Origin of the sequence: Arthrobacter sp. NPDC058097 (assembly GCF_042884885.1) — a bacterium.
In the GTDB taxonomy this organism is placed as follows: Bacteria; Actinomycetota; Actinomycetes; order Actinomycetales; family Micrococcaceae; genus Arthrobacter.
The window spans coordinates 78004-98955 of the sequence record NZ_JBHVSZ010000013.1 but is presented as its reverse complement, the minus strand read 5'-3'; the positions used below and the strand labels follow the sequence as shown (position 1 = coordinate 98955).

Annotated in this window: 23 protein-coding genes; 14 read left to right on the top strand and 9 right to left on the bottom strand. The window is 67.0% G+C overall.

The window, feature by feature from the left end:
* Window positions 1–144: 144 nt before the first annotated feature.
* Window positions 145–939 carry a carbon-nitrogen hydrolase family protein gene (locus ACFVTE_RS20420; protein ID WP_387103633.1) on the bottom strand — a complete coding sequence of 265 codons (795 nt, stop codon included), beginning with the start codon at window positions 937–939 and terminating at the stop codon, window positions 145–147.
* A gap of 32 nt (window positions 940–971) precedes the next feature.
* On the opposite strand from ACFVTE_RS20420, the gene ACFVTE_RS20415 reads away from it, so the two are divergent.
* Complete coding sequence (locus tag ACFVTE_RS20415; RefSeq protein ID WP_387103630.1) at window positions 972–1628, top strand: GntR family transcriptional regulator; 657 nt, start codon at window positions 972–974, stop codon at window positions 1626–1628.
* 81 nt (window positions 1629–1709) lie between these two features.
* Here ACFVTE_RS20415 and ACFVTE_RS20410 read toward each other — a convergent pair whose 3' ends face one another.
* Window positions 1710–3104 carry an MFS transporter gene (locus tag ACFVTE_RS20410; protein ID WP_387103627.1) on the bottom strand — a complete coding sequence of 465 codons (1395 nt, stop codon included), beginning with the start codon at window positions 3102–3104 and terminating at the stop codon, window positions 1710–1712.
* A 151-nt stretch (window positions 3105–3255) separates the two neighbouring features.
* Here ACFVTE_RS20410 and ACFVTE_RS20405 point away from each other — a divergent pair, with 151 nt between their 5' ends.
* Window positions 3256–3942: a DUF2848 domain-containing protein gene (locus tag ACFVTE_RS20405; RefSeq protein ID WP_387103624.1), complete on the top strand. Its 687-nt coding sequence runs from the start codon at window positions 3256–3258 to the stop codon at window positions 3940–3942.
* On the opposite strand, the gene ACFVTE_RS20400 is transcribed toward ACFVTE_RS20405, so the two are convergent.
* Both ACFVTE_RS20400 and ACFVTE_RS20395 read right to left on the bottom strand, forming a co-directional pair.
* The gene (locus ACFVTE_RS20400) at window positions 3932–4759 is read right to left on the bottom strand and encodes a phosphatase PAP2 family protein (protein ID WP_387103621.1); all 828 of its coding nucleotides are present in this window, start codon (window positions 4757–4759) and stop codon (window positions 3932–3934) included. The genes ACFVTE_RS20405 and ACFVTE_RS20400 overlap by 11 nt on opposite strands.
* 139 nt (window positions 4760–4898) lie before the next feature.
* On the bottom strand, window positions 4899–5903 hold the full coding sequence (locus ACFVTE_RS20395; RefSeq protein WP_387103619.1) for an Lrp/AsnC family transcriptional regulator: 1005 nt from the start codon (window positions 5901–5903) through the stop codon (window positions 4899–4901).
* 261 nt (window positions 5904–6164) lie between these two features.
* Here ACFVTE_RS20395 and ACFVTE_RS20390 point away from each other — a divergent pair, with 261 nt between their 5' ends.
* Genes ACFVTE_RS20390 through ACFVTE_RS20365 form a run of 6 tightly spaced genes read left to right on the top strand, consistent with a single transcriptional unit; the run spans window position 6165 to window position 12500 of the window.
* Complete coding sequence (locus ACFVTE_RS20390; protein WP_387103616.1) at window positions 6165–7085, top strand: polysaccharide deacetylase; 921 nt, start codon at window positions 6165–6167, stop codon at window positions 7083–7085.
* Window positions 7082–8395, top strand: a complete 1314-nt coding sequence (locus tag ACFVTE_RS20385; RefSeq protein ID WP_387103614.1) for an MFS transporter — start codon at window positions 7082–7084, stop codon at window positions 8393–8395. Before ACFVTE_RS20390 ends, ACFVTE_RS20385 begins: the two co-directional genes overlap by 4 nt.
* A complete protein-coding gene (locus ACFVTE_RS20380; RefSeq protein WP_387103611.1) occupies window positions 8392–9198 on the top strand; it encodes an SDR family NAD(P)-dependent oxidoreductase in 807 nt (268 codons plus the stop codon). Before ACFVTE_RS20385 ends, ACFVTE_RS20380 begins: the two co-directional genes overlap by 4 nt.
* Complete coding sequence (locus ACFVTE_RS20375) at window positions 9188–10207, top strand: ketopantoate reductase family protein (protein ID WP_387103608.1); 1020 nt, start codon at window positions 9188–9190, stop codon at window positions 10205–10207. Before ACFVTE_RS20380 ends, ACFVTE_RS20375 begins: the two co-directional genes overlap by 11 nt.
* Complete coding sequence (locus ACFVTE_RS20370) at window positions 10204–11403, top strand: M20 family metallopeptidase (RefSeq protein WP_387103606.1); 1200 nt, start codon at window positions 10204–10206, stop codon at window positions 11401–11403. The genes ACFVTE_RS20375 and ACFVTE_RS20370 overlap by 4 nt, the downstream gene beginning before the upstream one ends.
* Window positions 11404–11420: 17 nt before the next feature.
* Window positions 11421–12500 carry an NADH:flavin oxidoreductase/NADH oxidase gene (locus ACFVTE_RS20365; RefSeq protein WP_387103604.1) on the top strand — a complete coding sequence of 360 codons (1080 nt, stop codon included), beginning with the start codon at window positions 11421–11423 and terminating at the stop codon, window positions 12498–12500.
* A gap of 90 nt (window positions 12501–12590) precedes the next feature.
* Here ACFVTE_RS20365 and ACFVTE_RS20360 read toward each other — a convergent pair whose 3' ends face one another.
* Window positions 12591–13868 carry a pyridoxal phosphate-dependent aminotransferase gene (locus ACFVTE_RS20360; RefSeq protein ID WP_387103601.1) on the bottom strand — a complete coding sequence of 426 codons (1278 nt, stop codon included), beginning with the start codon at window positions 13866–13868 and terminating at the stop codon, window positions 12591–12593.
* Between the two features lie 11 nt (window positions 13869–13879).
* A complete protein-coding gene (locus tag ACFVTE_RS20355) occupies window positions 13880–14275 on the bottom strand; it encodes a hypothetical protein (protein WP_387103598.1) in 396 nt (131 codons plus the stop codon).
* A gap of 8 nt (window positions 14276–14283) precedes the next feature.
* On the opposite strand from ACFVTE_RS20355, the gene ACFVTE_RS20350 reads away from it, so the two are divergent.
* Entirely contained in the window at window positions 14284–15057 is a 774-nt protein-coding gene (locus ACFVTE_RS20350; protein ID WP_387103690.1) for a glycoside hydrolase family 15 protein, read from the top strand.
* A 7-nt stretch (window positions 15058–15064) separates the two neighbouring features.
* Here the strand turns inward: ACFVTE_RS20350 and ACFVTE_RS20345 are convergent, their stop codons facing one another.
* Complete coding sequence (locus ACFVTE_RS20345; protein WP_387103596.1) at window positions 15065–16039, bottom strand: peptidase; 975 nt, start codon at window positions 16037–16039, stop codon at window positions 15065–15067.
* 237 nt (window positions 16040–16276) lie between these two features.
* Between ACFVTE_RS20345 and ACFVTE_RS20340 the strand changes: the two genes are divergently transcribed.
* Window positions 16277–16744, top strand: coding sequence for a hypothetical protein (locus ACFVTE_RS20340; protein WP_387103594.1), 468 nt, complete (start codon window positions 16277–16279; stop codon window positions 16742–16744).
* Window positions 16745–17641: an LssY C-terminal domain-containing protein gene (locus tag ACFVTE_RS20335; protein ID WP_387103592.1), complete on the top strand. Its 897-nt coding sequence runs from the start codon at window positions 16745–16747 to the stop codon at window positions 17639–17641.
* Window positions 17642–17702: 61 nt separating this feature from the next.
* On the opposite strand, the gene ACFVTE_RS20330 is transcribed toward ACFVTE_RS20335, so the two are convergent.
* Entirely contained in the window at window positions 17703–18344 is a 642-nt protein-coding gene (locus ACFVTE_RS20330; protein WP_387103590.1) for an NADPH-dependent F420 reductase, read from the bottom strand.
* A gap of 412 nt (window positions 18345–18756) precedes the next feature.
* On the opposite strand from ACFVTE_RS20330, the gene ACFVTE_RS20325 reads away from it, so the two are divergent.
* The 3 genes from ACFVTE_RS20325 to ACFVTE_RS20315 all read left to right on the top strand — a co-directional run bounded on the left by ACFVTE_RS20325 (window position 18757) and on the right by ACFVTE_RS20315 (window position 20571).
* Entirely contained in the window at window positions 18757–18948 is a 192-nt protein-coding gene (locus ACFVTE_RS20325; protein ID WP_387103588.1) for a hypothetical protein, read from the top strand.
* 73 nt (window positions 18949–19021) lie between these two features.
* Entirely contained in the window at window positions 19022–19651 is a 630-nt protein-coding gene (locus ACFVTE_RS20320) for a DUF1992 domain-containing protein (protein WP_387103687.1), read from the top strand.
* Between the two features lie 41 nt (window positions 19652–19692).
* The gene (locus tag ACFVTE_RS20315; RefSeq protein ID WP_387103585.1) at window positions 19693–20571 is read left to right on the top strand and encodes an HNH endonuclease; all 879 of its coding nucleotides are present in this window, start codon (window positions 19693–19695) and stop codon (window positions 20569–20571) included.
* Window positions 20572–20608: 37 nt separating this feature from the next.
* Here the strand turns inward: ACFVTE_RS20315 and ACFVTE_RS20310 are convergent, their stop codons facing one another.
* A complete protein-coding gene (locus ACFVTE_RS20310; protein ID WP_387103582.1) occupies window positions 20609–20932 on the bottom strand; it encodes a DUF6221 family protein in 324 nt (107 codons plus the stop codon).
* Between the last annotated feature and the right edge of the window lie 20 nt (window positions 20933–20952).

Sequence of the window (20952 nt, the reverse complement as noted above, 5' to 3'; positions counted from 1 at the left end):
TTTTTTACCCCCCCCCGCCCGGGCGCGGGGGGGGGGGGGGGCGGGGGGGGGCGGGCGTCCCCCACCCACACCCGGGGGGGGGGGGGCCCCCCCCGCGGCCCCCCCCCCCCCGCCGTCGTACTTCCCGGAAACTGTCCGGCAGGTCTAGAGACTCCGGGCATTCGCCAGTACGGGCAGCTTTCCGCGGACCTCCGGAATGATGGCCGGGTCTATGTCCACGACGGCCAGTTCGGGCTCGCCACCCAGTGCCACCAGCGCGGTACCGAGCGGCGATACCACCGCACTGTGGCCGATCCCGGTGGGCGCGGCGCCTGCAGACGGCAGCCCGAGGGTTGCCGGATCACCCTGGCCGCAAGCCACCACGAAGGTGGTGCTGTCCACGGCCCGTGCCCGGACCAGCAGGTCCCACTGCTCCGCCTTGCCCTCGCCCGCACCCCAGGACGCGCAGACGATGTTGATGGCGGCACCGGCCCTGGCATTGGCCGTGAACAGTGCAGGAAAGCGGACGTCGTAGCAGGTGGCCAGGCCGATGGTGGTGCCGTTGAGCTCGAAAGTCACCGGAGCCGTTCCCGCATCCACGGAATCGGATTCGGCAAAGCCGAACGCGTCGAAGAGGTGGATCTTGTCGTAGGAGGTGTCGAGCCCCGGACCGGTGACCAGCAGCGTGTTCCGTACCCGGCCGCCCTCGCCGGGCGTGAACATGCCAACCACGACGGCGATGCCCAGGTCCCGGGCAATAACCCGTACCGCTGTGGCCCACGGCCCGTCCAGCGGCTCAGCGCTGCCGGCCAGCGGATTGCCGAAGGCGCGCATTGCCGCTTCGGGGAAGACCACCAGCTCCGCGCCGGCCGCCTTTGCCCGCGTGGCGTAGTCTCGGATCAGCCCGAGGTTGGCCGTGAGGTCGGCACCGGTGACGATTTGGGCAACTGCTAGACGCATGGATCTGCTCTTCTCTGTTGTATACCTGATGTATGCGAAAAAGTTCTGGGACGGCGGCGTCCGGCCGGGAGAAGGCGTACGCCTATCTGCGTGAAAACATCCTCACCGACCCGGAGATGCAGGGGCGGTTCCTCAACGAGCAGGAGCTGGCCGCCGAGATCGGGGTCTCGCGCACCCCTGTCCGCGAGGCCCTGCTGCTGCTGGTCTCCGACGGCCTGGTGGAGCTCATCCCGCAGCGCGGCGCGTACGTTCCCCCGGTGACCGGCCGCGAAATCTCGGAACTGATGGAGCTGCGGGGCGTGCTGGAAAGCCACGCCGCCCGCCTTGTCATCGAACACCGCAGCGTTCCGGCGGACCAGATGCAGGACACCCTCGACCAGCAGTCCAAACTGCCCGAAAACGAAGGGGCCGAAGCTGCGCGGGAGTTCATCCGGCTGGACACCCTCTTCCACCAGCAGCTCATTGACGCCGCGGGCAACGAGCTCATCTCCAGGACCTACAGCAAACTGCACGTCCGGCAGATCGTCGTCGGGGTTTCCGCCCTGTTCCGGACCGGGGGACGGCGCGAGCAGGTGTGCTCCGAACACCAGGACATCCTCGATGCCCTGGTGTCCGGAGACGCGGCGAAGGCGCAAAAGGCCATCGACCATCACCTGGCCGTCACCCGCGACATCCTTCTGCGGACCTGATCCCCCACCTGATGGAGTTTTTGTCCAGATATCGCGACTTCCCGGGCCTCTAACTGCCGATATCTGGACAAAAACTCGCAGCTAGGCTGCGCCGGACTGCTGGCCGGCCGAGGCGGAACCTTCCAGCAGCAGCCGGTAGTCCAGGTCCTCGATGGTGTCGTTGTCCCGGCCGAGGGCCAGCCCCAGCACGGTGACCGCCCCGGCCACGGCCACGTAGATGGCCACCGGAATCCACGTCCCGAACTCGGCGAGCAGCAGCGTGAACAGCAGGGGCGCGATGGCGCCGCCGATGACGCCGGCGAAGGTGTACGCCAGCGAGCTGCCGGTGGACCGGAGTCGTGGGGAGAACTGCTCCACAATGAAGGCGGCCTGCGGGCCGTACATGAAGGAGTGGGCCATGAGGCCGAGGACGATGCCCACGATGAGCATCGGCTGGTTGTTTCCGCCGAGGACGCCGAAGAAGATGAACGTCCACACCGCGCCCGCCACAGCGCCGACGCCGTAGACCAGGCGGCGGTTGAAGCGGTCGGAGACGTAGCCGGCCAGCGGGATCATGAACAGCTGGAACGCGGAACCGATCAGGACGGCGGTGAGCACCTGATTGCGCTCGTAGCCCAGGACCTGGATGCCGTAGGTCAGCGTGAAGACGGTGAACAGCGCGTACAGCACGTCCGGTCCCACGCGGCAGAGAATGGCGGCGATGAGCGGGCGGAGCTCCTTGCTGAAGACCTCACGGACGGGGGCGTGGGGCTGCTCGCCGTGGGCCGCGATGGCCTTGAAGATCGGGGTGTCCTCAAGCCGCAGCCGGATCCAGAGGCCAAAGCCAACCAGCACTGCCGAGACCAGGAAAGCGATGCGCCAGCCAAAGCTGAGGAACTGCTCCTCGGTCAGCGAGACGGTCAGAACGGCGAGGGCGCCATTGGCCAGGAGGTTGCCGGCGGGCGGGCCCACCTGGGCCGCGGAGGCCCAGAAGCCGCGGCGGTGCGGGTCGCCGTATTCGCTGGAGAGCAGGACGGCACCGCCCCATTCGCCGCCGACGCCCACGCCCTGTGCGAACCGCAGCAGGACCAGGAGGATCCCTGCCGTGGCGCCGATGTTGGCGTAGCTGGGCAGCACGCCGATGAGCACCGTGGCGACGCCGATGATCATCAGCGTGGTCACCAGGACCTTCTTGCGGCCGATGCGGTCCCCGAGCCGGCCGAAGATGATCCCGCCCACCGGGCGGGAAACATAGCCGACGGCGTAGGTGGAGAAGGCGAGGATTGTCCCGGTCAGGGGATCGGTCGCCGGGAAGAAAACGACGGGAAATACGACGGCGGCCGCCGCCGAGTACACGGCGAAGTCGTACCACTCGAGGGCGGTGCCGGTGAGGCTGGCGGCGAAGGCCTTGTACAGGCCCTTGGGGTGGATCGTCGGGTGCGGGGCGGCGTGCGGATGCGGCGCGGTGCCGGGATCCGGAACTGGAGCGTTGGCCATGGTGTTGTCCTCCACGAGGTTTTTCGAGTGACGCCTGTCACGCTGGCGTTAAATGTATACATTACGCATACTGGATGTACATTGGCGACCGTTTCCGGTTTCCGGTTTGTAAATATTTCTGCAGCAGCAAATGCAAAGGATGGATCCCACGATGACGACTCTGAGCTTCGAACTACCGGACGGCCGCACACAGGATGTGGAGGTCAGGCACCTCCTGAATGCCGGCTACGCGGGGCGTGAGCAGGATGAAGTCCAGGCCCATATCGCTGAGCTCGCTGAACTTGGCGTTCCGGGCCCGGCCACTACTCCCGCCCTGTATCCAGTGTCCCCCTATCTGGCCCAGCAGGTATCGGAAGTCCGGGTGCAGCATGAACGCACCTCCGGGGAGGCTGAGTGGGCCCTTGTCATCACCGGGGAGGGCGTGCTGCTCACCGTCGCCTGCGACCACACGGACCGCGCCCTCGAGGTGCACGGTGTGGCCTGGAGCAAGAACGCGAGCCCGGACGTTCTGGGCCGCAAGGCCTGGCGGCTCGATGACGTCCGGGACCACCTGGACCAGATCACCCTCAAGGCCTGGGTGGGGGAGGGCGACACCCCCGACACCCTCATCCAGGACAGCTCACTGGAAGCCCTGCTGACGCCGGACTACTGGCTGGACGTCCTCACCGAACGCGGCCTCAACGCCCCCGGGACGGTACTCATCTCCGGCACCGTGGCCATGACCGGCGGCGTGAACCAGTTCGCCCGCAGCTGGAAGGTGGAGATGGCCGATCCCGTGACCGGCACCGCCGTGGACGTCCAGTACGTCGTGGAACAGATGGCCGAGCCTATCGGCTGACGTTCGCCGCCCTCTTCTTCCGCACCGTCAGGTAAAGCCGGTGGGCGGTGATCACGAGGGCCAGCCAGGCCGCGCCGAGCGCCCATGCGGCGAGCACGTCGGTGAGCCAGTGGTGGCCCAGATACACCCTGCTCAGGCCCATGGCCGCGGCGAAAACCGCGGCGGCCGCCCCGGTGAGGACGCGGCTGCGGGCCGTCTTCAGGCGCAGGATGATCAGGTAGGCGACGATTCCCGCGATCACCACGGCGTTCAGGGAGTGGCCGCTGGGAAACGAGGCCGAGTGCTCGTAGGGCGGAACGGCGTCGCTGAGGTCGGGGCGGGTGCGGCCGATCAGCCGCTTCCCCGCGATGGTCATCAGCAGGGAGCCCAGGCCGGCCGTGACAATCAAAATGACGGGCGTCCATGAGCGCCGCCGGTAGGCAAGCGCACCCATGGCGGTCAGGGCGAGGATTGGCATGCCGATGGTGCCGCCCACGTCGGTGAAGGCCGTGATGGCCACGTCCAGGCCGGGGGAGCGCAGGCTCTTGCCGGCCGCGAGGACCGGATGGTCGAGGCCGGCCACCCCGTCGGCCCGGACCACCGACTCGTACACCTCGGCAAAGGCGGCGGTGAGGACCGCGGCAATGACCGCCCCCAGCAACAGGGTCAGGATCAATGCGCCCTGCGGGCCCAGGATCTGGCTGATCCGCTGGACGGCTCCCACCAGGAGGCGTCCGAACCGGCTCTGCCAGCGGGTGAGGTCCTTGCCGCCGACGGTCGTGTCCTGGCGGAGCTCACCGCGCACGCCCGTTTCTGGTGTTTCTTGTTTATCGGTCAACGCCGGATCCCGTCCTTCGTCCTCAGCCACGTCACCCACAAGCAGGGCTTTAGTAAGCAACCTTACTGATTGTCTGCGGGAACAGGAAAGCGGACGACGGCGGGAGCCTCCCGCCGTCGTCCGCTCGGGTTCCTGAATGTTACCGGCGCAGCAAGCCTTCCACCTGGTCGCCGATGAAGGCGCCCTCGCGATCCATCCAATAGCGCCGCATGACTTTCAGCCCCACGCTGGTGTCCATGGTCCGGATGCCGGGGAGTGCGCCAATGTCCTCGGTGATGAAGTCGGCCAGGTCTGTTGGACTCCGGAACACCCCGTGAAAGACCACCGGTGCCTGGCCGGTCACCATCGCGATCATGCGGGCAGACTCATGGCTGCTGAGCCGGTCGAGCACCGCGGCGATGGAGTTGGGCTTGACCTGCAGCGAGACAACGGCGGTGAGGGGGAAGCCCACTGCGCTGGGTTCCACCTCGACGCGGGGCGAAATGGCTCCAGTGGCCAGGAGCATCTGGATGGCCCGGTACGCGGAGGAGCTGCTGACATTCAGGGTCCGGGCCACTTCGGCGGCGGAGGCGCGGGCATTACGCCCCAGCTCGCACATGGTACCGAACTCCAAATCCGACAGGTCATCGAGGGAGTTGAGCGCCGGCTGATTGACAGGAATGACGTGGGTGGACAGGGCCTCGGTCTGTTCCGGGGTGAGCCGTTGGAAGCGCCAGTTCTGGCCCACGCGCCGGGAATCCAGCACCAGGCGTGACTCAACCGACCTGATGCCGGCCAGCGAGGGGATCCGGTTGGTGACAAGGTCATTGATGTCTGAACCATGCAGGGGATACAGGTCCGCATAGATGTCGCCGGTTCCCGAGGTGGTCATGACGAACTGGATCTCGGTGAAGGCCTTCAGCTGTTGCGCCACGTGGGTTGATTGGCCGGGCTCGCAACAGATCCACAGCTGTTGCGGGTTCCCGGAGAGGATCAGTGGCCAGGCGAACCGTCCGATCACCTTCATGATCCGGTCCTGCTGCAGCCGGTTCAGCCGCCGGGTGATCGTGGAGGTAGGAATCCCAAGGATCTCCCCAAGGGCGTTTGCAGGGACGCGCGGGGCGGCCTGCAGTGCAGCGACGATGTCGAGGTCGGTCTCGTCCATGAGTGAAATTTCGGCCTCCACCGGTCATCCAAATGCTTTCTGGTGGATCAAGACTACCGCGAAAACACGGGCCGCGACACTGAAAAAACCGTTAACACATCTTTTTTTGAATGATTTTCCCATTGAGGCTTGTCCTCGTTCACGATTTGCCCTACCTTTATGCAGTGAGAGCTGAATCACGCTCAATATTTCGCAACCTTGGACCCCAGGCCGGCCGCTGCCGAATCGCCTGCTGGCCGCGAGACTACAAAAGGAGCACCTGTGAACAACGCCCAGTCGTGGCAGTGGCCCGAGCCTGAGTGGCGCGGGCACGTGAACAAAGTCCGTGCCGGGCAGTCGCTCGTCCACTCCGATCCGTCCCTGCGCTGGCAGGGCGGCGCCCGGGCTGCAGTTCTGCTCTCCTTCGACTCTGACCACGAAACTCCCTCCCTGCGCGACGGCGAGACCTCCCCGGGGCGGATGGCCCAGGGGGAATACGGTGCACGGGCCGGCGTCCCGCGGATCCTGGAACTCCTGCGCCGCTACGAGGCGCCGGCTTCCTTCTACATCCCGGCCGTGTGCGCCCTGCTCCGCCCGGAGGAGGTGCCCACCTATGTGGAACAGGGCCACGAAGTGGGAGTCCACGGCTGGATCCACGAGCGCAACACGCTGCTTTCCTACGAACAGGAGTTGGACCTCCTGGGCCGGGCCACCGACGTCCTGCACAGCCAGTCCGGAACCCGTCCCGTGGGGATCCGGACGCCCTCCTGGGACTTCTCCGACTCCACTCTCGACGTCATTCGGGAGCTGGGATTTGTCTACGACTCCTCCCTGATGGCCGACGACGAACCCTACGAGCTGCTCGCGGACGGGGCCCAGACAGGGATCATCGAAATTCCGGTCGAGTGGATCCGGGATGACGCGCCTTACCTGATGATGGACCGCTTCTCCGGACTGCGCCCCTACATGCCTCCGCGCCAGCTCCTCCAGATCTGGAAGGACGAGTTCGACGCTGCCTACGCGGCAGGCGGCGTCTTCCAGCTCACCATGCATCCGCACATCATCGGCCACCGATCCCGGCTGATGATCCTGGCGGAGCTCATGGACCACATCCGATCCCACAACGACGTATGGATCACCACCCACGCCGACCTGGCAACCCACGTTTCTTCCCAACTCACCCCCAGGATGACAGTCGCATGACTCACCAGCTGACAGTGGAAACCGTCCACGAAACCAAGCTCTCCTCCCGCGGCCGCAAGGCAATCATCGCCGGCGGCATCGGCAACGCCGTCGAGTGGGTGGACTGGGCCGTCTACACCACCTTCTCATCCGTCTTCGCCCACCACTTCTTCCCCAAGGGCGACCCCATCGCTGCCCTGCTGGCCACGCTCGCCATCTTCGCCGTCGGCTTCATCATGCGGCCCGTGGGCGCGGCGGTCATGGGAGCCTACGCCGACCGTCACGGCCGGAAGAAGGGCCTGGTGCTGACCATTGGCCTGATGGCCGGCGCGACCGCCGTGATCGGCCTGGCTCCCACGTACGAGAGCGTGGGGCTCCTGTCGCCGATCATCCTGGTGGTGGCCCGCATGGTCCAGGGTTTCTCTGCCGGCGGCGAGTTCGGATCCTCCTCGGCCTTCCTCGTTGAGTCAGCGGCGCCCCGCCGGCGTGCCTTTGCCGGCTCCTGGCAGCAGGTTTCGGTCGGCGCCGGCGTGCTGCTCGCATCCGGCATGGGGGCGATCATCACCTCCACCCTGTCCAAGGACGCCCTGGACGGCTGGGGCTGGCGACTTGCGTTCCTGCTCGCCGCACTCCTGGGCATCGTGGGCCTCTGGCTGCGCTCCTCAGTGGAAGAGACCGAATCGTTTGTCAACGCCAAGGCCCTTACCGAGGCCTCCGGAGAGACTCGCCGTAATTCGGTGCTGACCATGTTCGTCAAACACCCGAAGGCAACTCTGCGGGTCTTCGGCATCACCATTGCAGGCACGCTGCTGTACTACATGTGGGTCTCATATATGCCCACGTACGCCGCTGTCTCTACTGGCATTCCCCTGAGCCAGGCGCTGCTGGCCAACTTCATCGCGGTCGGCATCTTCCTGATCCTGCTGCCGTTCGCCGGGCTTCTGTCGGACAAAATCGGCCGCCGGCCCACCATGACCGCCTTCGCAGGCGGGTTCCTGCTGTTCGCGTGGCCGGCCTTCACCCTGCTCAACGGCAACTTTTGGGTGCTCCTGCTCATCGAAGTCATCGGCATCATCCTGCTCCTGGGCTACTCCGCCAACTGCGCCGTGATCATGGCCGAGCAGTTCCCCGCCGAGGTCCGGGCGACCGGCATCGGCCTGCCCTACGCCCTCGCAGTGGCGTTGTTCGGCGGAACCGCCCCGTACATCACCACCTGGATGAGCGCCAGCGGCTACGGCGGCTTCGTGTGGCTCTACTGCATGGTGGCGGCAGCGATCGGCGTCGCGGTCTACCTGACCATGCCGGAAACGAAAGGCAAGGCCCTCGATTGAGCCGGCATGCAGTCATCACGGGAGCGGGCAGCGGCATCGGCCGGCAGGTCGCTGCCCGCTTCGCGGGCCTTGGCTACCGGCTGACCCTGGCCGACATCGATGCAGCAGCCCTGCCCTCGGCGGCGGAGGACTGCCGGGCTGCCGGAGCGGCCGAGGTACTGACGGTGGCGGCGGACCTCGCGTCTCCGGACGGCCCCGAGTCCCTGATAGCCGAAGCCTGGGCGGCAGGACCGGTGGACGTGCTGGTCAACTCGGCGGGTATCTACCCGGCCACCCCGATCCTTTCCCTGGACGCGCGGACCTGGGATGCGGTGCAGAACCTCAACACCAGGGCTCCCGTGCTTGCGACTGTGGCGCTGGCCAAGCGGGCCATCGAGGCCGGCCGCGGTGCCTCCGTCATCAATATCTCCTCCGGAGCGGCGTTGCGGGCCCGGCCCGGAGCCGCACCGTACTCCACCTCCAAGGCCGCCCTGGAAATGGCAACCCGGGCCTCGGCGCTCGAACTGGGCCAGCACGGCATCCGCGTCAACGCCGTAGCTCCCGGATTTGTCACAGTAAACAGCAGCGCCAACCCCGTCACCGAGGAATACGCTGCCGCCGTCTCCGGCAACCCGCTGGGCCGCCGCGGTGAACCGGACGATATCGCCCGCGCGGTCGTATGGCTCTCCGGCGAGGAAGCCGAATGGATCACCGGCGAGACACTGCGCGTCGACGGCGGGTCCTCTACCGGTGCCATTAACCTCCCGCTCCACTGGCCAGCTGGCACGGCGGTTCAGGGCAAGAAAGGAAACCATGAAGGATAGTCCATACACAGTAGTCGGGGCTGGCGCCATCGGCGGCACCCTTGCCGCGCACCTGCACGCACAAGGTGTCCCGGTTCAACTGGTCGATGCCGACGCCCTGCACGTCGAGGCGATCCGCAAGAATGGTCTTCAGATCAAGACGCCCGGCGGCGTGCTCGTCGCGGAGGTACCGGTGTACGGGTTGGACGATGCCCCGGAGAACCTGGACCGCGTGCTCCTCGCCGTGAAGTCCCAAGCAACAGACAAAGCAGCGGCCTGGATAGCCCCACGGCTGAGCAGTGACGGCTACGTCGCCTCCATGCAGAACGGGCTCAACGAGGCGACAATTGCCGCGCACGTCGGTGCTGACCGGACCGTGATTGCCTTCGTCGACCTCTTCGCCGATGTCCTGGAACCGGGCGTCATCAATGACGGCGGCATAGGCGCCATGGCGCTCGGCGAATTCGCAGGCGGCACCAGCGCCCGGGTACGGCAGCTTGCCCACGACCTGCGGCACTGGGGCACCCCGACAGTCACCGGAAACGTCGCAGGGTTCCTGTGGGCCAAGCTGGGCTTCGGCGCCATGCTCACGGCGACGGCGCTGGCAGACGCGGACATGGCCGAGCTCATCGACCGGCACCGGCCCGCCATGAACGGGCTGGCCGCGGAGGTGTTCGACGTCGCGGCGGCCGAGGGCATCAGCCTTGAGGGCTTTGATGCGTTTGACCCGTCCAGCTATTTGCGCAGCGCCGACCCCGTGCGGAACTCCGAAGCCACGGACGACCTCATCAAATGGCTTTCCACCCAGACGAAGACCCGGTCCGGCATCTGGCGTGACATCGCCGTCAGAAAGCGTCCTACCGAGGTTGCCAGCCAGTACCACCCGGTCCTGCTGATCGCTGAGGAGCATGGGCTGAAGCTGCCTCTGGTGGAGGAGCTTGTCGCTTTGATCGGGCAGCTCGAGCGCGGCGTGATCACTATGAGTGAAGAACATCTCGTGGCCCTCGACAAGAAGGCCATGGCAGGATGAGCACCCTTCACGACTTGCCGGCATGGATTGCTGCGAACAGGCCACACATGGTGGCGGACCTGACGGAATACGTATCCCAGGAAACTCCCTCGGACGACAAGGCGCTGCTCGCATCGGGGCTGGCCTGGGTGGAGGAATGGGTGCGGGCCCGCATCGGAGCGCCGGCCGAACGGCGTCTCTTTGACGGCGGTGAATGGGGTGACACCCTTGTGCTGGATTATCCGGCGGAGAATAGGGCCAATGCCTGGATCACGGCTTTGTGCCACTACGACACCGTCTGGTCCGCCGGCACACTCCGCGACTGGCCCGTGACCGTCGAGGGGGACCGCTTTTCCGGACCCGGTGCCTTGGATATGAAGGGCGGCCTGGTGCAGCTCGTGTGGGCGCTGAAGGCCGCGAAGGAACTCGGGCTTCGACGGCCGAACGTCAGGCTGGTCCTGAACGGCGATGAAGAAGTGGGCAGCCCGTCCTCGCGTCCCGTCATTGAGTCGGAAGTGGTCCGCGGTGACGCCGTCCTGGTCTTCGAAGCCAGCGCCGGGGGAGCGTTGAAGACTGCGCGCAAGGGCGTGGGCATCTTCCAGGTGAGCGCCACCGGACAGGAAGCGCATGCCGGGCTTGACCCGGAGGTGGGAGTCAGCGCCATCGACGAGATTGCCCGCGTGATCCTCCGGCTCCATGGCGAGACCGATCTTGAAAAGGGGACCACCGTCAACGTCGGTCTGGTCCGCGGTGGCACCCGGACGAACGTCAAGGCAGGCACCGCGACAGCGGACCTCGATGTCCGGGTTTCCTCCGAGCGGGAAGCCAAGCGCATTGAGGCAGTGCTGGACGGGCTAACAGCCCGCCATGCGGACGCGACACTGAGCGTCAGCGGCGGCTGGAACCGGCCTGTCATGGCACGGTCCCCGCAAACGGCACGGCTGTTTGCGGCGGCTGAGCAAGTGGCGGAGCAACTAGGCTTCCGGCTGGCAGAGACGTCGGTTGGCGGTGCCAGTGACGGCAACTTCGCGGCCGCGCTCGGTTTGCCGGTGCTGGACGGGCTCGGCGCGGTGGGGGATGGCGCGCACGCGCGGAACGAATGGATCAGCATTGACGGCATGCTCGAACGCACCTGCCTTGCCGCAGGCCTTCTCGCCGCACTGGAGGAGCCCGACGTTCTGCCCCGGGGCTCTGTAGCCAACGCCCTGGCTGTCTAAAGGAAACGTTGAAATTAATGAGCATCCAATTCGAAAAATTTGTACGCCCCCTGAAGTTGCGTGCATTGGAGATCCCCAACCGCATATGGATGTCTCCGATGTGCCAGTACTCGGCCGGGGCGGATGGTATTCCCACCAGCTGGCACACCATCCACTACGGGTCCCGGGCGGTGGGCGGCGCCGGGATGATTATGGTGGAGTCGACCGCCATCGGGCCCCGCCACCGGACTACCGCCCACGACCTTGGCATTTGGAGTGATGACCAGGTCAGTGCACACCGGGAGCTGGCGGCCCACATCAAGCACCTTGGCGCGGCCGCCGCGGTGCAGCTTCAGAGTGCGGGCCGCAAGAGTTCTCACAACGTGCCGTGGCTACTGGGCGGCCAGAACAGTGCAGTAACCGTCGACGACGGCGGCTGGATTCCCATGGCCCCGTCCGCCAAGCCGTTCGGTCAGCTCACCGTTCCAGTGGAGATGACAATCAGCGAGATGGACGAGGTGGTGGAGGCATTCTTCCAGGCGGCTGTCAATGCGCACGCCGCCGAATACGATGTTGTCGAGGTCCACGCAGCGCATGGCTATTTGCTGCATCAGTTCCTCTCACCCATCACGAACGATCGCAGCGATGACTACGGCGGCTCGCTGGAGAATCGGATGCGGCTGCCCTTGCGGGTCTGCAAAGCGGTCCGCGAAGCGTTTCCGCAAGAGAAGCCAGTTTTTGTCAGGATCACGGCCACCGACTGGATCGACGGCGGCATCACAATGGAGGAGGCCGGTACCTTTGCCGGCCGTCTTGCGGGCCTGGGCATCGACCTGCTGGACGTGACATCGGGGGCCTTGACCGCAGACGTTCCGCCGCCCAGCAGGCATGGGCTAAACCTGGAGTTCGCCGAGGTCCTGCGGGAAAAATCCGGACTGGCCGTGGCGCCCGTCGGTCAACTCTCCGACCCGGACTTGCTGGGGACGGTTTTTGAATCTTCGCCGGTGGACGCAGTGATCGTAGGCCGAGCCCTCCTTCTGGACCCCTACTTCGCGCTCCGGCTCGCCGGAGACGCACCGAAAAAGTTCTGGCCGAGCCAGTATCACCGGGCGCTGTAGTCCGGGGCGCTCCTACGAAAGCGGACGACGGCGGGAGGTTCCCGCCGTCGTCCGCTTTCCAATGCCTTTTGGTCCGTGCCGCTGCAGGGCTCAGGCGCTCAGTTCGTCCTGGCTGTGGTGGGCGTTGCCGGACATGGCGCGGGCGCGGCCCGCTTTGGCCCGGTACGAGGACAGGAAGGTGGCGATGCGGCGCACGGCCTCGCGGATGTCGTCCACGGCGGGCAGGATAACGAACCGGAAGTGGTCGGTGGCGTGCCAGTGGAACGCCGTCCCGTGCGAGACCAGGATTTTCTGGTCCTGCAGCAGGTCCAGGACAAACTGCTCGTCGTCCACGAACGGGTACATCTCCGGATCCAGCTTCGGGAACAGGTACATCGCACCGGCGGCCGGAACACAGCTCACGCCGGGAATCTCGTTGAGCAGCCGGCACGCGAGGTCGCGCTGTTCCCGCAGCCGGCCGCCGGGCCGGATCAGGTCGGTGATGCTCTGGTAGCCACCCAGCGAGGTCTGGATCGCGTGCTGCGCGGGAACGTTCGGGCAGAGCCGGAGTGAGGCCAGCAGTTCCAGCGACTCCCGGTACGCGGCGGTGGCCCAGCGCGGACCGCAGACAGCCACCCAGCCGGCCCGGTAGCCCGGCATCCGGTAGGCCTTGGACAGGCCGGAGAAGGTCAGCACCGGAATGTCCCGGGCCACGGAAGCGGTGTGGATGTGGACGTTGTCGTCGAACAGGATCTTCTCGTAGATCTCGTCGGAGAACAGCACCAGGTCATGGCGCCGGGCCAGATCGGCGAACCCCTCCAGGATGTGCCGGGGATAGACGGCGCCCGTCGGGTTGTTGGGGTTGATGAGCACGATGGCCCGCGTGCGGTCGGTGATCTTCGCCTCGACGTCAGCCATGTCCGGCCACCAGTTGTTCTCCTCATCGCACACGTAGTGCACGGCGCTGCCGCCGCACAGCACGGTGGCCGCCGTCCACAGCGGATAGTCCGGGGACGGGATGAGGACCTCGTCGCCGTCCTCCAGGAAGGCCTGCAGCGTCATGGAAATGAGCTCGCTGACCCCGTTGCCGATGAAGATGTCCTCGACGCCGATCTCCATCAGGCCCTTGGTCTGGTAGTACTGCGAAATGGCGGTCCGGGCGGAGAAGATGCCCTTCGAGTCGCTGTAGCCCTGCGCCTCGCGCAGGTGGTGGATCATGTCCACCACAATGGACTCCGGCGCATGCAAGCCAAACGGCGCCGGGTCCCCCAGGTTCATGCGCAGAATGCTGTGGCCTTCCGACTCCATTTTCTTCGCCGCATGCTGCACCGGACCCCTGAGGTCGTACCGGACATCTTGCAATCGGCTGGAATTCTGCATGGCGCGCATGAGGCATGTTTTCACAGCTGCGCCGCTCCGGACAATGTGAACAGCGCAGCCCCGCCGGGGCCTTCCCCGCGGGCAGCGCCCGTGCCCTCGCAGAGCCTTGCCGAATCGGTTATGGTGCGGGCATGGCCAGTGACCCGATTGCTGATTATGCGCTGCTCTCCGACTGCCGATCCGCCGCGCTGGTGGGGGCCAGGGGATCGGTGGACTGGCTGCGTTTCCCCGACCCGCGGCCCGAATACGGCCTGGTCCGGCCGCTGCTGCAGCCGACGGCCGGCGGCCTGCTCGCCCGGGGCGGAGCCGATGTGCTGGCCCTGTCCAGCCCGGTCCCGTTCGAGCTCGACGGCGGACCTGCCCGGGCCCGGCTGTCCCTGCGGACCGGCGACGCGGTGCACTTCGTCCTTCACCACCGGCACAGCTGGCAGGACCGGCCTGCATTGGCGGTGAACGGGACCTGTCCGAGCGCGAGCTCGCGCACCTTCCGGGCTGGCGCTCCAGCCGGCCGGTGCGGGTCGGCAACGGGGCATGGCAGCAGCGTCAGCTCGACATCTACGGGGAGCTGCTGGACTCCGCGGCCAGGCTGCCGGAACTCCTCGCCGGCGTGGAACCGGAGACGAAACGGTTCCTGGCCGGCGCCTGGGACCGGGTACGGGGCTGGGAGCAGGCACGCGAGGACATGGCTGCTGCGATCCGCGGCCAGGGCTGGAGCGATGCAGCAAACGCCTACACCCAGGCATTCGGCTCGGCCGAGCTCGACGCGTCAAGCCTGCTGCTGTGCATCGCGGGCTTCCTGCCGGCCGACGATCCGCGCATGCTGGCCACCATCGACGCCGTGGACCGGCACCTGACCGATGACCGGGGCCTGGTGTACCGGGACCGGGCTGCCGACGGGCTTCCGGGTGAGGAAGGGACGTTCCTGCTGTGCACCTTCTGGCTGGCCCAGGCCCTGGCGCTCGCCGGGCAGACCGAACGGGCCCGCACGATTTTCGACCGTGCCGCCGGCTTCGCTACGGACCTGGGGCTGCTGGCGGAGGAGGTGTCGGCCGATGGCCGTGAACTGCTGGGGAATTTCCCGCAGGCGTTCAGCCACATCGGGCTAGTCAACGCCGCCTGGGCCATCGCGTCCGCCGAGCAGAACGGGAAGAACTCCGAGCAGAACGGGGAGAACTCCGAACAGAAAGGGCGGGAGTAGCGCCGGCTCAGAGTTCCGGGACGCATTCCCCGCCGCCCAGAACGGCCAGGCCGGCGAGGTCGCCGGCCGCGAATTCGGTGACTCCGGTGCCCTCCGGGTTCATCAGCTGCGTAGGGTCGTTCACGTGGTCCAGGCCCACGACGTGGGCGAGCTCGTGCATGATGACGGCTCGGCCGTACTTCGATCCGTCAGGCCACCGCAGGATGTCCGCGAAATCGGGGGCATCGAGTGCCACTTGGCCCGCCACCAGGACGTAGGGCTGACCCTCCACGTACGCGTAGCCGCTGCCGCCCAGGCCGTCGACGTCCCCCGCCAGGTCAGGACTCTCCGAAGGATTGGACCAGGCAATGAGCACAGGTGCCCACCTCTTGCCGTACAGGTCCGGCTGGTACGTTTCACGCTCGTCGCTGGGGGCTTCCGACGTGGGCCCGTCGTAGACAAAGCGCAGTCCTGTGGCGGCAGAAACCCTGGACACTGCCTCCTGGATCAGCTGGTCAGCGCCGGGCGGGGCGTTGTCGGGACGGACCACGTAGTGCACGGGCCGGCAGGGATCGTAGGCGGCGAACGGCTGGCCGGGGTCGGGGGATTCCTGCAGCGCGTACGCCTTCGACCCCGCGCTGGCAGGCGGCTGTCCCAGCGGCGCAGCGGCGGCCTCGAACCCGGGCGGCGGCACCGGCGCTCCGGGGAGGTACGGCAGGACTGCAGGCAGCACAAAGCGCTCGAAGACCATCGGCACCGAGGAGAGGCCCACGAGCAGGGCAATGCCCGCGCCGATGGCCCACTTTCTGCCGAGGCGTCTTCTGCGCCGGCCGTAGGCCGGACCCGGAGGGGGCATGTGGGTGGGCGGACCCGTACGCCACGGGGCGGGGTCCTGCAACGCTCCGAAAGCCTCGTCGATGGCCCACTGCGGAACACGGCCGCTCGCGGACCGCCGGACGCCCGGGGGCAGTCCCTCGGTAGGAATGAAGGATCCGTTGGGCACGCCGAAATCTGGTGGCGGCGGGCTCTCCCGCCAGTTGGAATCCGGACGCAACAGTGTCCCCCTGGTTGTTGCACGTGGCCATCACGAGAAATGGCTCACCCAAAGCATAAGCGTGCAGGGGGGACAATAGCTGCCATCAATTCTCCGACGGCGGCCGCCGCCGTTGCCGCGGTCACCGGACCTGACGTAGCTTCGGGGAAGAACATGCTTGGGAGTTGGCCAGAAGGAGTGTTGAGGATGTCCCTGTTCAAAGGACTTGTGAACGGAGCGCTCGCCGGCGCCGCGGGAACCACGGCGCTGAACGCGGTGAGCTACCTGGACATGGTGTGGCGGGGCCGGGCGGCGAGCACCACCCCCAGCGACTCGGTGGAGCGGCTGGCGGAACGGGCAGGCGTGACCATCCCGGGGACCGAGGCCCAGCGCGGGAACCGGGTGGAGGCGCTTGGCCCGCTGCTCGGGATCGCCACCGGCATGGGCCTCGGCGCTGTGCTGGGGGCGGCCGGATCAATGGGGGTGCGCACCGGACCCGTGGGCTCGGTGGCGGTGGCCTCCGTGGCCGCCCTCCTCGTCTCGAACGTTCCCATGACGGCCCTGGGCGTGACGGATCCGCGGACCTGGAGTGCCGCGGACTGGGTCAGCGACATCGTGCCGCACGTCGCGTACGGCGCGGTCACGGGGCACCTGCTGGAGCACCTGCCCAAGTAAGTGGCTGTTCCGAAAGAAACCGAAGCGACGGAGCCCGAGCACTCCCGGCCGGACAGCCGGAAGGCGCGCTGGGGCACCCGCTGGGCCACCGTCGTCGCCGTCCTCCAGCGGCTGCTGTACGTGGCCATCACCGCCGCGGTGGGCTGGGCCGTCTATTTCTTCCTGCTCGCCCGGCTGGCCAGGGGACCGGAGCAGGTGTGGGTGTTCCTCCCGGTCTGGCTGATTGCCGCCTACGCCTTCCTGCCACGCGTCCACAAGATCCTCAGCAGCCTGTACCTGCCGAACTACTTCATCGGACGTGCCCGCACCGGCGACGGCGTGCTGGGCGACCCGGTCAACCTCGCCGTCATCGGCCCGGCGGAGGAGCTGCGCACCGCGATGCTCACGGCGGGGTGGATCGAGGCCGACCCCGTCACCCCGGCCACTGCCTGGCGCACCCTCACCGCGACGCTGCTGGGCAGGAGTTATCCGCAGTCGCCGGTCAGTGCCCTGTACGTCTTCGGCAAAAGACAGGACATGGCGTTCCAGCGCGAAATCGACGGCAACCCGCGCAAGCGGCACCACGTGCGGTTCTGGAAATGCCCCGACGGCTGGATGCTTCCCGGCGGGTTCGCCGTCGACTGGGTGGGAGCCGGAACGTACGACAAAAGCGTGGGACTGTCGCTCTTCACATTCCAGATCACGCACAAGATCGCCGACGGCACCGATGAGGAGCGCGACTTCATCATCGGCACGCTGAAAACTGCCAATGCGGTGGAATCCGTGCACGTCATCCGCCACTTCTCCTCCGGCTACCACCACCGCAACGGCGGCGGCGACAGCATCCGCACGGACGGTCACCTGCCCATCATCGACCTCCTGCCGCCGGAACAGGCTTACCCTCCCCGGCCAAATTAGCCGGATGGAGAACGCAAGAGGACGACGACGGGACGCACCCGCCGTCGTCCTCTTTCCTTTGTCAGATGGTCCGCGGAGCCTTTGCCAGGTTCTCGGCGAGCTCGGCCGCGTTCTGCCGGACCACGTAGGCCGGGCGGTCGCGCTCGACGCGCCAGCTGTCGGCCAGGGGACCGATGTTGACGGTGTCGAAGCCGAACTCGTCGTAGAGCTTCGTCACGAGGTCACTGGCCTCGGGGTAGTCGCTGGCCGTGGCCAGCGCGCGGCGGTTCTCCGTGCCCGCCGGGGTACCGTCCGAGGAGATCTGCTTGGCCATGATGTGGTTGAAGCCCTTGGCCACCTTGGACTTCGGAAGGTGCTCCTGCAGCAGCCCGGATGTGGTGGCGTCCCCGTTGTCCAGCGCCGGGAAGCGGCCGTCCCGTTCCCAGTAGTAGTTGTTGGTATCGATCACGATCTTTCCGGCCAGCGGCTCCACGGGGATGTCCCGGTAGCTCTTGAGCGGAACCGTGACGACCGCGAAGTCACCCGCCGCTGCGGCCTCCGCAGCTGTGGCCGCCTTCGCCCGCGGTCCCAGCTCCGCAACGAGCGGGGCCAGCGTTTCCGGCCCCCGCGAATTGCTGATGACCACGTCATAGCCGAGCTCCACAGCCTTGCGTGCGACCTGGCTTCCAATGTGTCCTGCACCGATGATTCCGATTGTTGTCATGTCCGTCGCAACAGCCGTCAGGCGGCAGGTATTTCGCACATTACGCCCGACGACTTACGCCGAACTGTTTATGTTCTGCGACGGCGGGCTGCCGGCGGCCCGCGCGTGCCCAAGTAGCGGAAGCCGCGCAAATTCGAGTACCTGCTACGGATGCCACTACAGGCTTTGGCGCATAGGGTTGACTCATTGGGCGGTGGAAAGTGTGACGGCGACACCAATTGCCGGCACACACGGGGCTGGGACGGCCGCCACGGTTGTTGCCGTACCAGCCGGTCCTCCCCGGCTGGTTCGGCACGTCGGTGATCGCCGGATCGATTAGCCGCAGGGCTGCCAAAGCCTCGTCTGACGGCCGGCAATCATGGTTAACTACCCGGTCCGGCTTTATGTTGCCGCCCCACCTGCGAGGGCCCCTATGAAGATTTCGAGGTCTGAACTTCCCGTCATCACGGCGGCTGTGAACACGGCACCTGTGAAGGCGGTCCCCGACCAACCTCCCGGCCCGGCCGCAGCCGCCCCGGAGGCTGCCGCCGTGCGGCCCCAGGGCGACGGCGTCACCGCCGTTCCGGCGCGCGCCGACATCGGCAACTGGCCCGACCCAATGTAAACCCGGCCCGGCTGGTTCCCCGCAACGCTTCGTTGAAGTGTCCGGCACGCGCCGGAATACTGGAATGGGAACAATGTCCGGCGGCAGGGGCGGTGAAAAGGTGACGGGTTCAACGGGCGGCGACTTCAGGCGGAAGGTGGCGCGCGCGGCCGAACTCCGTGCCCTCCGGTCCTCCGGCGGGACAGCCGAGGAGGACGCCGAGCTGTCCGCCGCGGAGTCCGAACTGCGGGAAAAACGCCGGAAGGTCAGCGACGCGGCCCGTGCCGATTACCTGATCCGGGATGCGATGGCCCAGGGAAAGTTCGACAACCTGAAATACTCCGGCAAGCCTATTCCCGGGCTCGGCGAGGGCTACGATCCCGACTGGTGGGTCAAGGGCCTCATCCAGCGCGAGCACCTCACCGGGCTGGGACCAAAAGCAATCCTGCTGCGCACCGAGGACGCGGAGCTGGACGCCAGACTGGACGCGCAGTACACGGAAAAGCAGGTCCGCGACATCGTCCGGGACTTCAACGCCAGCGTCATCGATGCCCGCCGCCAGCTCCAGGGCGGGCCGCCGGTGGTGACGAAAACCCGTGACGCCGACGTCGAGGTGCAGCGGTGGCGCGAACGGCGGGCCGCGGCGGCGGCCGCGGCTGCGGCGGAACCTGTTCCCGAAGCCAAACCGCCGTGGTGGCGGCGCCTGCGCCACCGCTCCTCCTGAGCCGCGAGTCCTTAAGTCCCACGAGGTGGCACGATAAAGGAATGGTGGCTGTTCTGCTGGGCTGGGACCCGGGCGTAGGCGATACCTGGCCGGGCTATTCACGGGTGGTGGATGAGCTGGGCACCGCCGGTGTGCACCGGCGCGCATGGCCCATCGGGCAGGGAACCGGCACCGGAGCTCAGCCGGCACCGGGAGCAGACGCCTGGCTCCTGCTGCATGGAAAGGCAGGCAGCGGGCTGATTGGCCACGGTGTGGTCGCCTCTGCCCCATATCTGGCTGCGGGGCCGGATCCGGAAGGCGAACCCCAGACCTGCCTTGACGTGGACTTCGACGTGCTGCTGCCGCTCGGGGACGAGGTACCGGCGGACGTCCTGGCAGCCCGGACGCCGCTGACGGACTGGTTTGCTGCGGCGCCCGCTGGCGCCTGCCGGCTAATTCCGGAGGAAGAGGCACGCGCCATCCGCGAGCTCTGGACCGAATGCATGCCCGCCGACGAGATGGATCCGGTTCTGCCTGTGCCCGGTACCCTGCCGCAGGACGACCTGGTCCGGGTGGGCGTCAACCGGTACGAGCGCAACCCGCACGCCCGGCGCGTCTGCCTGGCGCACCACGGCACCTCGTGCGCCGCCTGCGGGTTTTCCTTCGAAGCCGCCTATGGCCCGGAAGGCGAAGGCTTCATCCACGTCCACCACCTGGTGCCGCCGGCCCAGCTGGGGCCCGGCTACGATCTCGACCCCGTGGGTGATCTCGTTCCGCTCTGCCCCAACTGCCACGCCATGGCGCACCGGCGCCGCATCCCCTACACCGTGGCCGAACTGCGGGCCATGCGGTCCCGAGCAGGGTACATCAGCGGATCCGTGGTGTCGCAGCAGGAGCTGGACGCCCAGGCCGACGCCCGGCGCATTCTGGGCAGCACCTGAACCAACGTTGGCCGCAACCGCGCCCGGCAGAGGGAACCTACGGATACCAGAGCCAGTCCCGGTTGAAGTCGGGATGGTCGCTGTAGGGGACCGCGAGTGCATTGAGGGACAGGGTGGTCCATTCCAGCGCCTGCGGAATCCACTCGGTCTCGTCCCCGAAAGGATCGCTCACGAGTGTGGCCAGCGCTGTCTGCCGGGCCGCCTCGACGATGCCGATCAGGCGCCGCTTGGCTTCGCACTCCAGCAGCAGGCGGCGTTCGTACCACTTGCCCGATTCCGACGTCGTGCGGTCGTCGAGCAGTTTGCGCGCCACGGCCTCGTCCTCAGCGATGCGCGCGGACAGGAACTCCACAATGTCCACTGTCTGAGCGTACGCCCGCA